This window comes from Stenotrophomonas sp. YJH_SMC_25 (assembly GCF_059369595.1).
Map to the genome: position 1 here is coordinate 26,459 of NZ_JCAFSV010000023.1, position 13,927 is coordinate 40,385.

Below are 13,927 nucleotides of genomic sequence, written 5' to 3' on the forward strand. Positions count from 1 at the left end.
ATCGAGCCGCCATGTTCAATCGCGCATCCGCCTTCAACCAGTTCCGCACCCTGTTCGCGCCGCGCAAGCCGCGCCATCCGTTGGTGCGCGTTGCCGTGGGCCTGCTTGGCCTGGCGATCCTGGCCGCGATGGTGTTCATCGGCGTGTTCGTCGGTGCGGCGATGATCCTGGTGGGCCTGGCGTGGAAGCTGCTGGCCTCGCGCAAGCCGGGTGTTGCCCGTCCGGTCGACCCGACCGTGGTCGAAGGCGAGTACCGCGTGGTGCGCAAGCCGGTGCTGCCGGCCTCGCGCTGATCCAGGTCTTCCGCGCCCGCTGACGGCGGGCGCCATGCGTTCTAGACTGCGGGCACGCCCTTCCTGGATGCCCGCATGTCCGATGTCTCCGATGTGATCCCTGCCGTAGCCCTGCCGCGTGTCCCGGTAGTGGGCGGTGGCAGTTTCCCCGTGCACCGCATCTACTGCGTCGGCCGCAACTTCGCCGACCACGCCCGCGAAATGGGCGCGGCGGTGCCGACGGCCGATGACCGTGGCCGCCCGATGTTCTTCAGCAAGCCGGCCGATGCGATCGTGATCGGCCATGACGACGTCATCCCCTACCCGTCGGCGACCGCCAACCTTCACCACGAAGTGGAGCTGGTGGTGGCGATCGGCCGTGATGCGCCCGCAGGCGAACTGGCCGTGGCCGATGCCGAAGCACTGGTCTACGGCTACGCCGTCGGCCTGGACCTGACCCGCCGCGACCTGCAGGCTGCGGCCAAGGACAAGGGCCACCCGTGGGATGCCGCAAAGGGCTTCGACGCCTCCGCGCCGATCAGCGAAATCGTCCACGCCGAAGAGGTCGGCGACCTGGCCGCGCTCAACCTGTCGCTGGAGGTCAACGGCGAGGTGCGCCAGCAGGCGCTGCTGGACCAGATGATCTGGAACGTGCCGGAGATCCTGCACGAGCTGTCCAAGCTGTGGCAGCTGCGTGCCGGCGACCTGGTGTTCATGGGCACCCCGTCAGGCGTGGCTGCACTGAAGCCCGGCGACCGCTTCAGCGCGCGCCTGGAAAACGTGGCCGAGCGCCACGGCGTGATCGCCGGCTGACACTACCTGCGCTACCCTGCGCGCTGTCCACTTCCCCACCGGAGAAAAACAACAATGGGAATGCTCACCGAGTTCAAGGAATTCGCGATGCGCGGCAACGTCATCGACCTCGCCGTCGGCGTGGTGATCGGCGCGGCCTTCGGCAAGATCGTGACGGCGCTGGTCGAGAAGATCATCATGCCGCCGCTGGGCTACCTGATCGGCCGCGTGGACTTCTCCAGCCTGGCCTGGACCCTGTCGCCGGCCCACCTGGGTCCGGATGGCAAGGAGATTCCGGCCGTGGTGGTTGGCTACGGCGACTTCATCAATACCATCATCCAGTTCGTGATCGTGGCCTTCGCCATCTTCATCGTGGTCAAGGCGATCAACCGCCTCTCGCGCAAGCAGGAGGCTGCACCGGCCGCACCGGCCGAGGAAGTGGTGCTGCTGCGCGAGATCCGCGACAGCCTGAAGAAATAAGGCGGCAGAACGGTAGTGCCGGCCGCTGGCCGGCAATGTCGGAACATGCGGAAGCCGGCCAGCGGCCGGCACTACCGCGACTGCGCGAAAGCCCCGCTCCGGCGGGGCTTTCGCTTTGCCGGACATGGCGGAAAACAGCGTTCGCGCCAGCCATGACCTCCCGCCCATGCGCCGGACTGAACGACTGTTAAGCTCCAAGGCTTGGTCCCTTCCCGGAGCTGTCCATGCGTCGCCGCGTCCTTGCCATCGCATCCTCCCTCGCCCTGCTGGCCGCCCCGGCCTTCGCGGCGCCGCATACCACCACCCTGCCCCCGGCGTCGCTGGCCACCGCCGCACAGCTGCGCGACCAGGCGCTGGCCGATGACACCGGCTGGAAGGTGGTCGAATCGCTCACCACCGAAATCGGCCCGCGCATCGCCGGCAGCGAGGCCGACGCCCGCGCCGTGGCCTGGGCCGAAGCCAAGTTCAAGGCATTGGGCTTCGACAAGGTGTGGAAGGAACCGGTGACCTTCCCGAAGTGGGAGCGCCGCAGTGAACACGCTGCCGTGACCGGCAGGAACCCGCAGCCGCTGCAGATCACTGCGCTGGGCGGCAGCCCGGGCGGCACGGTGGAAGCGGAGGTGGTGCGCTTCGCCGATCTGGCCGCCCTGCAGGCGGCACCGGCCGGTTCGCTGAAGGGCAAGATCGCCTTCGTCGATTACCAGATGCTGCCGTTCCGCGATGGCCGCGACTACGGCCGCGGCGGTGCAATCCGCAGCAAGGGACCGTCAGAAGCGATCCGCAAGGGCGCGGTGGGCTTCCTGATGCGCTCGGCCGGTACCGACTCCCACCGCGTGCCGCACACCGGCATCACCCGTTTCGATGATGGTTTGACCCCGGTGCCGTCGGCGGCACTGTCGGTGCCCGATGCCGACCAGCTGGCGCGCCTGCTGGCCCGTGGCAGCACCACGGTGAAGGTGGCGCTGGACTGTGGCTGGGATGGTACGGCGACCTCGTACAACGTGATCGGCGAGATCACCGGCCGCAGACTGCCGAAGGAAGTTGTGGTGATCGGCGGCCATCTGGATTCGTGGGACCTGGGCACCGGCGCGGTCGATGACGGCGCGGGCGTGGGCATCACCATGGCCGCCGGCCACCTGATCGGCCAGCTCAAGCAGGCACCGAAGCGCACCATCCGCGTGATCGCCTTCGCCAACGAGGAACAGGGCCTCTACGGCGGCAAGGCCTATGCCGAGGCACACGCCAAGGACGTGGCCCTGCACCAGCTGGCCGCCGAGAGCGACTTCGGCGCAGGCCGCATCTACGCCTTCAATACCGGTTCACCGAATCCGGAAGGCTCACGTGAAGCGACCAGGCAGATTGCCGAAGTAATGAAGCCGCTGGGCATCGAGTACCAGGCCGACAAGGGCGGCCCGGGCCCGGACGTCGGCCCGCTGGCCGCCAAGGGCGGTGCGTGGGCGTGGCTGGCGCAGGACGGCTCGGACTACTTCCACCTGCACCACACCGCCGACGACACGCTGGACAAGATCGACCCGAAGGCGCTGGCGCAGAACGTGGCCGCGTATACGGTGTTCGCGTACCTGGCGGCGGAAGCCGATGGCAGTTTCGGCAGCGAAGCCAAGGCGACCACGCCTCCGAACGAATGATGCGGTAGTGCCGGGCCATGCCCGGCGAGCGCAGCGGCAGGAGCGGTGCGAACCAAGGTTCGCACCCACCAAGGCGGGTCCTGAATCAGGAACCCGGCAGGGTCAGAGCCCTCGCCTGCGGCGAGGGATCCGACCCCGATCATGCGACCCCGGATACGGGATCACCCGCGGCGACTTGCCCACTGCGCCAGCAGCACGGCCGTGGCCGAGGCCACGTTCAGGCTCTCCACCGCGCCACTGCCGGGAATCGAGACCCGCATGTCGCATTCGCTGGCCAGGCCGCGGTCCATGCCCTCGCCTTCAGCGCCCATCACGTACACAAGGCGCGACGGCAGCGACGCGCGGAACACGTCATCACCGCCCTCGACCAGGGTTGCGGCCAGGCCGAAACCGGCACTGCGCAGCTGCGCCATCGCCTCTGCAGTCTCCGGCAGCTGCACCAGCGGCACCGACTCCGCCCCGCCTTCGGCCACGCGTGCGGCAGCACCGGACAGCGCCAGCGTGCTGCCGGCCGGCAGCAGCAGCGCCTTGACGCCGAAATGCGCGGCCGAGCGCAGGATCGCGCCGAAGTTGTGCGGGTTGCCGACACCATCCAGCCACAACGCCAGCACCGGGCCCTGCTCCAGATCGGCCAGCCACTGCGCCAGCGGCACGACCGGCGCACGCAGCACGTCGGCCACCAGGCCCTCGTGATGGGTCGTGGCAGCCAGCTTGTTGAGATCGCCTTCCTCCACCACGCGATAGCCCACGCGGTTGGCCACGCACCACTTCAGCACCGGCTGCATGCGCGGAATCAGCGCGTCCACCAGGTACAGCTTGCGCAGCGCCTGCGGGCGCTTGGCGAACAGCGCCTGTACGGCGTTCCAGCCATACAGGCGCAGTTCGTCGTTGCCGCGCCCCGGCGGCGGCGGGGTGCCGCCCTCACGCGGTGGCAGCGGGGTGGCCCGCGGCGGTCGCGACGACGGGCGGCGGGCATTCTTCCAGGGATCATTCACTACGGGACAACTCCAGCTTGCGTTGACGCCAGAAATCGGCGTTCTTGATGCCCAGGGCATCGGGGTCGAAGATTGGATCGAGGCCGAGCTTCTTCTGTCGTTCGTAATCACGCAGGGCGAGCATGGCCGGCTTCTGGATGATGAGGATGGCAATGATGTTCAGCCAGGCCATCAGGCCGACGCCGATGTCACCCAGCGCCCAGGCCAGAGTCGCATTATGGAACGCGCCGAACACCACCATGCCGATGATGCCCAGGCGCAGCACCAGCACGGTCAGCGGGCGCTTCCTGTTGTGGTTCACATAGCTGAGGTTGGTCTCGGCCATGTAGTAGTACGCCATGATGGTGGTGAAGGCGAAGAAGAAGATGGCGATGGACACGAACGCCGAACCCCAGCCCGGCAGCACGGCTTCCACGCCGGCCTGGGCGTAACCGGCGCCTTCGGGAATGCCGGCCAGGCCCTGGAAGATCGGCGGGGCGCCGGCACCTGCCGGCGAGTACACGTTGTAGGTGCCGCTGGCCAGGATCAGGAACGCGGTGGCGGTGCACACCATCATGGTGTCGAAGTAGATGGCGAAGGCCTGCACGTAGCCCTGCTTGGCCGGGTGCGAGACTTCCGAGGCGGCCGCTGCATGCGGGCCCGAACCCTGGCCGGCTTCGTTGGCGTAGATGCCGCGCTTGATGCCCCACTCCACTGCCAGGCCCATCATCGCGCCGAACGCGGCGTGGGTGCCGAAGGCGCTGCTGAAGATGATGTTGAACATCTCCGGCAAGCGGTCGTAGTTGATGATCATGATGACGATGGCCATCAGGATGAAGCCGGCGGCCATGAACGGCACCACCACTTCGGCGAAGTTGGCGATGCGCTTGACGCCACCGAAGATCACCACGCCCAGCAGCAGCGCGACCACGATGCCGATGCCCAGCTTCAGCGCCTGCACCGATTCCATGCCGAAGGCCTGGCCGTCGAGCGGACCGCACAGGGCAGTACCGCGGCAGGCGTTGATGATGCTGTCGGCGATCGCGTTGGCCTGCACGCCCGGCATCAGGAAGCCGGCGGCGATGATCGTGGCGATGGCGAAGGCCAGCGCGTACCACTTCAGGCCCATGGCCTTTTCGATGTAGTAGGCCGGGCCACCGCGGTAGCGGCCTTCAGCGTCCTTGGTCTTGTAGATCTGCGCCAGGGTGCATTCCACGTACGAGGTGGACGCGCCGAGGAAGCCCATCACCCACATCCAGAAGATCGCACCGGGGCCGCCGAAGGCGATGGCGGTGGCCACGCCGGCGATGTTGCCGATGCCCATGCGGCCGGCCATCGACATGGCCAGGGCCTGGAACGAGGACACGCCGGCGTCGGATTTCTCACCCTTGACGGTGAGGCGGCACATCTCGAGGAAGCCGCGGATCTGCATGAAGCGCGTGCGCAGGCTGAAGAACAGGCCGGCGCCCAGGCACACGAAGATCAGTGCCTTGCTCCAGATGATGCTGTTGATGAAATGTACGGTTGCTTCCACGCGCGCTCTCTCCAGTCGGCGGGTTGTAAGGACGTCCCGTCGGCTGGAAGGGACCGGTCGATTCTCCCTGATCGAAGGCCGCTGCGGTAGCGCCAAGAGGATGGGGTCGGATCCCTTGCGCGCCGCGCAAGGGATCCGACCCCAGTTCGCCCGTGTGGCAGGTTGGGGTCAGGGCAGCTGGGTGCGTACCCGGGCGAAGCGGCGCAGGTCGTGCAGGACGCCGCGCTTGTAGACCGCACAGCGCTCCACGCCCTCTTCCTGGAAGCCGTTCTTCTCCAGTACACGGGCCGAGCCGAGGTTGAAGTCGACCACGGTGGCCTGCAGCCTGAACAGGCGTAGTTCGTCCATCACCCACGGTGCGAACAGGCCGACCACGCGGGTCATCACGCCTTGGCCCCAGTAGGCCTGGCCGAGCCAGTAACCCAGTTCGGCGGTATGCCCACGCTCGGCCACGCCCTGCTGGGCACCGACGCTGCCGCAGGCCTGGCCGTCGATCTCGATGGCCAGGTTCAGCGTGCCAGGGGCCAGCACGCGGCCCGCCAGGAAGGCCTCGCCATCCTCGCGCGTGTACGGGTACGGAAAGCGATCACGCAGGCCCCGCGATACCTCGGCGTCGTTGGCATGGCGCAGCAGGGATTCCAGGTCTTCCGGGCGCCAGGGGCGCAGGCGGAAACCTTCTCCCTGTAGTGGCGGGGTCAGAGCCCTTTCCCTTTGGGAAAGGGATCCGACCCCGTCGGCAGGCCGGTCAGGCATGCCCGCCCACCGAGGGCGATTCGGCTTCCTGCTTCTCCAGCTCGCGCTTCACCGCTTCCGGCGAGCGGGTGTACGGGGCCAGCCGCGCGTAGAACGCCGGCACCACGAACAGCGACAGGAACGTCGAAAGAGTCACGCCGAAGATGATCACGATGCCGATCGTGCCACGGCTGGCCGAGCCGGGGCCACCGGCCACCACCAGCGGAATCGCGCCGACCACGGTGGCGATCGAGGTCATCAGGATCGGGCGCAGGCGCACCATCGCCGATTCGATGATCGCCTCGCGCACGGTTCTTCCGTCGTCGCGCAGCTGGTTGGCGAATTCGACGATGAGGATGCCGTTCTTCGCTGCCAGGCCGACCAGCATGACGATGCCGATCTGACTGAACAGGTTCACCGTGCCGCCGCTCACCCACAACCCGACCAAGGCACCGAGCACGCCCAGCGGCACGGTCAGCATGATGGTGAGCGGGTGGATGAAGCTCTCGAACTGCGCGGCCAGCACCAGGTAAACCACCAGCAGGGCCATGGCGAAGGTCAGCAGCACCGCGCCACCCGCACTCTGGTACTCGCGCGATTCGCCCTTCCAGTTCACCTGCGCGTACTGCGGCAGTTCCTCGCGGGCCACGTTCTGCGCCCAGGCGATGGCCTCGCCCAGCGGATAGCCCGGTGCCAGGCCGGCGGTGATGGTGATCGAGCGCAGGCGGTTGAAGCGGTTCAGCGTGCCCGCCTCGGCCACTTCGCTGAGGGTGACCAGGTTGGACAGCGGCACCAGTTCGCCGGAGGTGGCACGCACGCGGATCGCGGCCAGGTCGGCCGGGCTGGCACGGCCATCGCGACCGGCCTGCACCAGCACGTCGTACTCTTCGCCGTTGTCGACGAAGGTGGTGACGCGGCGCGAGCCCATCATGGTTTCCAGTGCCGAACCGATCGCGGTGACCGGCACGCCGAGATCCGCCGCACGCTGGCGGTCGATGTTCACCCGCATCTGCGGCCGGGTTTCCTTGTAGTCCGAATCCGGGCCGACCAGGCCCGGATTGTCGGCCATGCGCAGCAGGATGCGGTCACGCCACTGCGCGATCTCGGCGTATTCCGGGCCGCCCAGCACGATCTGGAATGGCTGGCCGCCACTGCGCACCAGCCCGCCGCCCACCTGCGTACGCACGCGCACGCCGCGGATGGTGTCCAGTTCCTTCTGCAGTGCGTTGGCCACGTCCGGCGTGGCCTCGCTGCGCTGGCGCCACGGCTGCAGGAAGATGCTGACGCGGCCGGTGTGCATTTCCTCGCTGGCACCGAAGCCGCCGGGCACGCGGGGGTTGGCACGCACGATCGGCTTGTCGGCGCCCACGTGCGGGGCCAGCAGCGCTTCCACTTGCTGTACCTGCTGCACGGTGTAGTCGTAGCCGGCGCCTTCCGGGCCGTCGATCATGATCTGGAACGAACCGCGGTCTTCGGCCGGCGCCAGCTCCGACGGCAGCAGTTTCAGCAGGCCCCAGCTGGCGGCCAGCGCGGCCACCATCACCAGCAGGTAGATCCAGGTGCGGTCCACGTGATGGTCGAGCACGCGACCATAGCCGGAGGCCAGGCGCTCCAGGTTGCGGTTGACGAAGCCATGCAGGCCGCGCGGTGCCTGCCCGGTGTGCGGCTTGAGCAGTTTGGAGGCCATCATCGGCGTCAGCGTCAGCGCCACGAACGCGGACAACGCAACCGCTGCCGCCAGCGCCACCGCCAGTTCGCGGAACAGGCGGCCGGTATTGCCTTCCAGGAAACCGACCGGCAGGAACACCGCCACCAGCACGGCGGTGGTGGCGATCACCGCGAAGGCGACCTGCGTGGTACCGCGCTTGGAGGCCACCAGCGGGGGCTCGCCCAGGTCGATGCGGCGCTGCACGTTTTCCACCACCACGATCGCATCGTCCACCACCAGGCCGATGCACAGCACCAGGGCCAGCAGGGTCAGCAGGTTGATCGAGAAATCGAACGCATACAGCGCGATGAACGCCGCGACCAGGCAGACCGGCACCGTCACCGCCGGGATCAACGCGGCGCGGAAACTGCCGAGGAACAGCCAGATCACCGCCAGCACCAGGATCATCGCTTCCACCAGCGTGGCATAGACGCGGTCAACTGCGGCTTCGATGAAGGTGGTGTTGTCGAAGGCGACGAAGATCTGCGTGCCCTTGGGCAGGGTCAGTGCCACCCGCTCGGCTTCAGCGCGCGCGGTACGCGCCACGTCCAGCGAGTTGGCGGTGGACGTCTTGACGATGCCCAGGCCGATGCCCGGCTCGCCGTTGCTGCGGTAGTACGCGCGACGCTCGGCCGAAGCCAGTTCGATCTTCGCCACGTCGCCCATGCGCACCACGTAGCCGTCGCGGCCCTTGCCCAGCGGGATGGTCGCAAAGTCTTCCGGCTTGATGTAGTTGCGCTCCACGCGCAGGGTGAAGTCACGGTCGGTCGACTCGATGCGGCCGGCCGGCAATTCCACGTTCTCGTTGCGCAGTGCGGTTTCCACATCGCCAGTGGTCAGCCCGCGCGCGGCCAGCTGGTCACGGTCCAGCCAGATGCGCATCGCATAGCGCTGGCGGCCACCGATGCGGACCTGGGCCACGCCATCGAGGCTGGAGAAACGATCGACCACGTAGCGGTCGGCGTAGTCGCTCAGCTCCAGCGTGTCCATGGTCGAGGACACCATGTTGAACCAGATGATCGGGTCGGCATCGCTCTCGACCTTGGCGATTTCCGGCGGACGCGCTTCTTCGGGCATGCGGTCGGCGACGCGGCTGACCGCATCGCGCACGTCATTGGCCGCCGCTTCGATATCGCGGTTGGAGGTGAACTCGATGCTGACCTGCGAGCGGCCGTTGGTGCTGCGCGCATTGATCGTATCGATGCCTTCGATACCGGCCAGCGCATCTTCCAGCACCTGGGTGATGCGGCTTTCGATGACCGCCGCCGAGGCGCCGGTGTAGTCCACCGACACCGACACGATCGGCGGATCGATGGCGGGCAGTTCGCGCAGGGTCAGGCGGGTGAAGGACATCACGCCCAGCACCAGCAGCAACAGGCTCATCACCACGGCGAACACCGGCCGCTGGATGGAGATGTCGGACAGCTTCATCCGCCGTGGCCCTCGGCCGCGACCGGCGCCGGTGCATCCGCCGGCTTGGCACCGCTGGCCGGGGCCGCATCCTTGGCCGCGACCTTCAGGCCCGGGCGCAGCTTGCCGGTGCCATCGACCACGATGCGCTGGCCGGCTTCCAGGCCCTGCTTGATCTCAACCACGCCGGCACGGCGCGCACCGGTCACCACGTCCACGCGCTCGACGCTGTCGTCGCTCTTGATGCGGTACACGAACGTGTCGCGGCCCACCTGCACCACGGCGATTTCCGGCACCACCAGCGCCGGGCGCTCGGGGCGGAACAGGCGCACGTCCAGCAGCATGCCCGGGCGCAGCGCATGGTCGCTGTTGGCGAAATCGCCGCGCACGGTCACCGCACGGGTCGCCGGGTCGATGCGTGCGTCGATGGTACTGACCACGCCCTCGAAGGTGCGGCCCGGCCACGCCACGCTGGTGGCACTGACCTTGTCACCGACGCCCAGTGCAGCCAGTTCCACTTCCGGCACCTGGAAATCGATGTGCATGTGCTCGATGTCGTCGAGCGTGGCGATGACCGTGGTCGGGGTCACCAGCGAGCCCGGGCTGACCTGGCGGATGCCGAGCACGCCGGCGAACGGTGCGCGCACACGGCGATCACCGATGTCGGCCTGCATCTGCATCACGCGCGCCTCGGCGGCATCACGGATCGACTTCTGCGTATCCAGTGTGGCGCTGGACACCAGCCGCTGGGAGGCCAGCTCGCGCTGGCGCTTGTACAACTGGTCGGCCTCGTGAAAGGTGGCCTGCGCCTGCACCAGCGCCGCTTCCTGGGCCTGCCCGCGCAGCGTCACGATCGGTGCGCCGGCGGCGATGTGCTGGCCGCTTTCGAAATGCACCTTCTCGACGATTTCGCTGACCTTGGCGGTGACGCTGATCGACTCGCGCGCCTTGGCCGTGCCCAGCGCCTGCAGGGTGTCGTTCCACTGCATGGGCTGCACCACCTGCGCCGTGACCGGCACTGCTTCGCCCTGCCGACGCGCGGCGGCCTCCTGTTTGCCTGCGCACCCGGCCAACACGGCCAGGCTGAGGCCAAGGGCCAGGGTCGAAGCGATACGAGCCAACATGAATGGTCCTGATTGATCCACGGCCGCCGAGTGTAGGCAAGGCCCCGCAAAAGCGGTATGTGCCAAGCGTTTACCATCGTGGAACCGAAGCCGTGATAGCGCCTTGAACCCGTTCCGTGCAAGGCTGCCCTTGGCGGTGTCGGCGTGTGTCGGGTTGTATCCAGCCGTGCACCACGGGCGTTGCCATCGTAGAGTCGAAGCTGCCCGACAGAGGGCGTCGGGCGGGGACGGATCCTGGCGGGGATCCGGCCCCGGTTTTTTTTGCACCCGGCGGATCAGTACCGGTAGTTCACCTTCATCCACAGGCTGCGCCCGGGCTCGTTGATGCGCTCAGGGTCGGCCGGGAAGCCGAAGTCGGCACTGCCGGCCAGGTTCAGGTGCTCGCTGTAGGCGCGGTCGAACAGGTTGTCGACGCCCGCGCTGAGCTGCAGCTGCGAACTGAAACGGTACGCGGCGTTGAGCGCGAACGTGGCGAAACCTGCACTCGGCCCGAGGTCCTGTGCGACCACGTTGCCCTGGCCCTCGGCCACGCGGTGCTGGTGGGTCACCGCACGCAGCAGTGCCCCGGCACTCCAGCGCTGGCCTTCCCAGTTCGCGCTCAGGCGTGCTTCCAGTGGTGGCATCTGCGGCAGCGGACCCTGCTGGTCGCGGTTCTCGCCCCAGGCATAGGCCAGCGTGCCGCCCAGCTTCCACTGCCCGGCCAGGCTCACTTCCAGGCCCGCCTCGGCACCGGCGATGCGCGCGTCGACATTGCGGGCCTGGCTCATGCCCATCATGCCGCTGCCGTGGTACGTGAACAGGATGTAGTCCTGGATCTGCCCGGCGTACGCCGAAACCCACGCCTGCACGCGCGGTCCCTTGTACTGCAGGCCGACGTCGAACTGGGTGGTGCGTTCGGGCTGCACGCCGGTGAACGCGTTCACTGCGCCGGCGGGGCCATGGTTGGGCGAGAACAGTTCCCAGTAGTCGGGCATGCGTTCACTGTGGCCGAGCCCGGCGTACCAGGTCAGGCCGTCGGCCAGGTCCTGCTCGTAGCGCAGGAAACCACTGCCCAGCCATTCCTTGCGACGCTGGCCCGCAGTCGGATTGGGCCTGTTCCCCATCATTCCGCGGATCGATTGCCGCTCATCGCGGACGCTGGCGCGGTCGATGCGCAGGCCACTGATCCAGCGCTGGTCGGTGCCGGCGCCGAGGGTCAACTCGGTGAACACGCCGTAGCGGCGGAACTTGGCATCGGTCTCCCAGGCGGCCTGGCGGTAGGTGTCGCGGCCCATGCCCATGCGGCCACGATGGCGGCTGTCTTCGCCGTCCACACCCGCCACCAGTTGCACGTCCTGCCAGTGCCACTCGGAACTGACCCGCCCGCCCTGGGTACGGCGGTCCACGTTAGACGCCATCGGCATCGGCATCATGCTGTTGGGATTCGGCGTGCGCAGCGTGTAGTTGTCCATCACGTGGTCGGCTTCGTTGTAGTACACGTTGGCCTGCAACGTGTCCCACGCACCGGGCAGGTTTCGTTTTTCGAAGCGCGCGGCATAGCTGGTGCGTTCGAACGCGGCACCGTCCATGCCGCGCCCGGCGTAACGCGCGATGGCATCGCCGGCACCGGCGGAAATCTCCAGCAGCGTGTCGGCATCCGGCGTCCAGCCGATGGCCACGTCACCGTTCCACTTGCGCCACTTCGACGGCACCACGTCACCGTGGCCGTCCTTGTAGTCATCGGCTTCGGAGCGGTTGCCGCTGGCACGCACGTAGCCGGTCGGATTGCCCAGGGTCAGGTCCAGCACCTGGTCATTGCGGTTGCGCGAACCGACCAGCGCACTGGCATCGGCACGCAGGCCGGGTTCATCGAAGCGCGGCGTGTCGCGCTCGAAGCGCACGGTACCGGCCGAGGCACCTGCGCCCCAGCGCACGCTCTGCGGGCCCTTGATGATGGTCAGCCGGTCGAAGCTTTCCGGCGCGATGTAGGACAGCGGATTGTCCATGCGCGACGGGCAGGCACCGATCAGGTTGCCGTCGTTGCTGAGGATGTTCAGGCGCGAACCGAACATGCCGCGCAGCACCGGGTCGCCGTTGGTGCCGCCATTGCGGATGGCAGAGAAGCCGGGAACGGTTTTCAGGTAATCGGCACCATCACTGGCCGGCACCGGCTGCCGCGGCAGGCGTGGGTCGGTCACCCAGTGCAGCGGCGAGGACGGTGCGGCGGCGGTGACCACCATCGTATCGAGGGTACGCGCCTCTTCGGCAGGCGCGGCGTAAGCCAGTGACGTGGTCACGGCCAGGCCAAGGGCAGCCGGCAGGCGCGCGCAGGCGCCCGCGGGGCGGGAAGTCATTTTCATCGGAACAGCTCCAAGGTACGCACGCGCGCACGGCGCCCGGTCAGGCGTCGTGCGGCAGATTCACGGGGATATCAGCGGACGATGGAGACGCGCGGTGGCCCACGTGCGGCATGTGCGGGCCAGTGCGGTGCGGGCAGCACCTGTTGCGACCACGGGAACACCAGGCGCGGCCGCCACAGCAACGGCAATAGCAGCACCAGCACCGCCAGCCATGGCAGCAGGCGCATGGCCAGTACGCAGTATTCGCAGGCCTCGCCATGCATGGCGTGGGGATCGGCCGCGGGGCGGGGCGCTGCCGGCGCGGCGCCGTGCTGATCGTGCCCGGCCATGGCCATGTCGTGCATGTCGTGGCCCATGGCGGCGTGGTCCATGCCCGCCATTGCGGCGTGGTCCATCGGCGGCGCCTGCAGCGCACGGCTGACCAGCGGCGCAAGCACCATCAGCAGCGTCGCCAGGATGGCGAGCTGGAGCAGAAGACGCTGCGGGCGGGACAGGCGGGTCACCCCGCTAGTGTAGAGGCGGGTCCAGGGTTGCCCGTGCGACGAACCGTCGCAGGAGGGGCTTTATCGGCAGGGCTGCGCCCTGCACCCGCTGCGAGCTGGAGCAACAGCAAGAGCCGAAGCAACATCAAAAGCTGGCTTCCTGTGAGTTAGGCGGGGTGGGTCCGGTTGCGGGGGGCGCTGCAAGTACGTCCATGTAAGCTCGGTCGCCGCATCCATGCGGCTCACGCCCCCGCAACCGGACCCACCCCGCCTTCGACAGATCTCTGCGATCTGCAGTAGCAACTGTCTTGTCAGGGGCAGCCGAGGGCCACCTCGGCGTCTCGCTTACGGGCGTTGAGGATCACCAGCATTTTGCGCATGACCGCCACGAGCGCCACCTTGCTCGCTTTGCCCTTGGCCTTCAGGCCAGCGTA

At 67.9% G+C, this 13,927-nt stretch carries 11 protein-coding genes and 1 pseudogene; 4 read left to right on the plus strand and 8 right to left on the minus strand.

What is annotated here, in order from left to right; all coding sequences use genetic code 11:
* Positions 1–11 precede the first annotated feature (11 nt).
* The 4 genes from AC5P7E_RS20285 to AC5P7E_RS20300 all read left to right on the plus strand — a co-directional run bounded on the left by AC5P7E_RS20285 (position 12) and on the right by AC5P7E_RS20300 (position 3,190).
* Positions 12–293 (plus strand): hypothetical protein, encoded by a 282-nt coding sequence (locus AC5P7E_RS20285; protein ID WP_005410817.1) that lies wholly within the window; start codon positions 12–14, stop codon positions 291–293.
* A 75-nt stretch (positions 294–368) separates the two neighbouring features.
* Positions 369–1,085, plus strand: a complete 717-nt coding sequence (locus AC5P7E_RS20290; protein ID WP_111174305.1) for a fumarylacetoacetate hydrolase family protein — start codon at positions 369–371, stop codon at positions 1,083–1,085.
* 54 nt (positions 1,086–1,139) lie between these two features.
* On the plus strand, positions 1,140–1,544 hold the full coding sequence (mscL, locus tag AC5P7E_RS20295) for a large-conductance mechanosensitive channel protein MscL (RefSeq protein ID WP_014038282.1): 405 nt from the start codon (positions 1,140–1,142) through the stop codon (positions 1,542–1,544).
* A 224-nt stretch (positions 1,545–1,768) separates the two neighbouring features.
* Positions 1,769–3,190 carry a M28 family peptidase gene (locus AC5P7E_RS20300; protein WP_100438375.1) on the plus strand — a complete coding sequence of 474 codons (1,422 nt, stop codon included), beginning with the start codon at positions 1,769–1,771 and terminating at the stop codon, positions 3,188–3,190.
* Between the two features lie 161 nt (positions 3,191–3,351).
* Here the strand turns inward: AC5P7E_RS20300 and AC5P7E_RS20305 are convergent, their stop codons facing one another.
* The 8 genes and pseudogenes from AC5P7E_RS20305 to AC5P7E_RS20340 all read right to left on the minus strand — a co-directional run.
* Positions 3,352–4,185 carry a TrmH family RNA methyltransferase gene (locus AC5P7E_RS20305; RefSeq protein WP_062605768.1) on the minus strand — a complete coding sequence of 278 codons (834 nt, stop codon included), beginning with the start codon at positions 4,183–4,185 and terminating at the stop codon, positions 3,352–3,354.
* Complete coding sequence (locus AC5P7E_RS20310; protein WP_329761760.1) at positions 4,178–5,698, minus strand: alanine/glycine:cation symporter family protein; 1,521 nt, start codon at positions 5,696–5,698, stop codon at positions 4,178–4,180. The genes AC5P7E_RS20305 and AC5P7E_RS20310 overlap by 8 nt, the downstream gene beginning before the upstream one ends.
* A 168-nt stretch (positions 5,699–5,866) precedes the next feature.
* Complete coding sequence (locus AC5P7E_RS20315; RefSeq protein WP_049448778.1) at positions 5,867–6,451, minus strand: GNAT family N-acetyltransferase; 585 nt, start codon at positions 6,449–6,451, stop codon at positions 5,867–5,869.
* Positions 6,444–9,569 carry an efflux RND transporter permease subunit gene (locus AC5P7E_RS20320; RefSeq protein WP_005410824.1) on the minus strand — a complete coding sequence of 1,042 codons (3,126 nt, stop codon included), beginning with the start codon at positions 9,567–9,569 and terminating at the stop codon, positions 6,444–6,446. The genes AC5P7E_RS20315 and AC5P7E_RS20320 overlap by 8 nt, the downstream gene beginning before the upstream one ends.
* Positions 9,566–10,672 (minus strand): efflux RND transporter periplasmic adaptor subunit, encoded by a 1,107-nt coding sequence (locus AC5P7E_RS20325; protein ID WP_049448774.1) that lies wholly within the window; start codon positions 10,670–10,672, stop codon positions 9,566–9,568. The genes AC5P7E_RS20320 and AC5P7E_RS20325 overlap by 4 nt, the downstream gene beginning before the upstream one ends.
* A gap of 275 nt (positions 10,673–10,947) precedes the next feature.
* Entirely contained in the window at positions 10,948–13,011 is a 2,064-nt protein-coding gene (locus AC5P7E_RS20330) for a TonB-dependent copper receptor (protein WP_114619193.1), read from the minus strand.
* 71 nt (positions 13,012–13,082) lie between these two features.
* Positions 13,083–13,514, minus strand: coding sequence for a DUF2946 domain-containing protein (locus AC5P7E_RS20335; RefSeq protein WP_062605760.1), 432 nt, complete (start codon positions 13,512–13,514; stop codon positions 13,083–13,085).
* A gap of 290 nt (positions 13,515–13,804) precedes the next feature.
* Positions 13,805–13,927 (minus strand): annotated as a pseudogene (locus tag AC5P7E_RS20340) (IS110 family transposase); the annotation flags it as partial.

Bases quoted from the DNA above. Each gene is read 5' to 3' on its own strand.
- mscL (WP_014038282.1), top strand. From the start codon at position 1,140: ATGGGAATGCTCACCGAGTTCAAGGAATTCGCGATGCGCGGCAACGTC.
- AC5P7E_RS20330 (WP_114619193.1), bottom strand. From the start codon at position 13,011: ATGAAAATGACTTCCCGCCCCGCGGGCGCCTGCGCGCGCCTGCCGGCT.
- AC5P7E_RS20290 (WP_111174305.1), top strand. From the start codon at position 369: ATGTCCGATGTCTCCGATGTGATCCCTGCCGTAGCCCTGCCGCGTGTC.
- AC5P7E_RS20320 (WP_005410824.1), bottom strand. From the start codon at position 9,569: ATGAAGCTGTCCGACATCTCCATCCAGCGGCCGGTGTTCGCCGTGGTG.
- AC5P7E_RS20285 (WP_005410817.1), top strand. From the start codon at position 12: ATGTTCAATCGCGCATCCGCCTTCAACCAGTTCCGCACCCTGTTCGCG.
- AC5P7E_RS20315 (WP_049448778.1), bottom strand. From the start codon at position 6,451: ATGCCTGACCGGCCTGCCGACGGGGTCGGATCCCTTTCCCAAAGGGAA.
- AC5P7E_RS20300 (WP_100438375.1), top strand. From the start codon at position 1,769: ATGCGTCGCCGCGTCCTTGCCATCGCATCCTCCCTCGCCCTGCTGGCC.
- AC5P7E_RS20325 (WP_049448774.1), bottom strand. From the start codon at position 10,672: ATGTTGGCTCGTATCGCTTCGACCCTGGCCCTTGGCCTCAGCCTGGCC.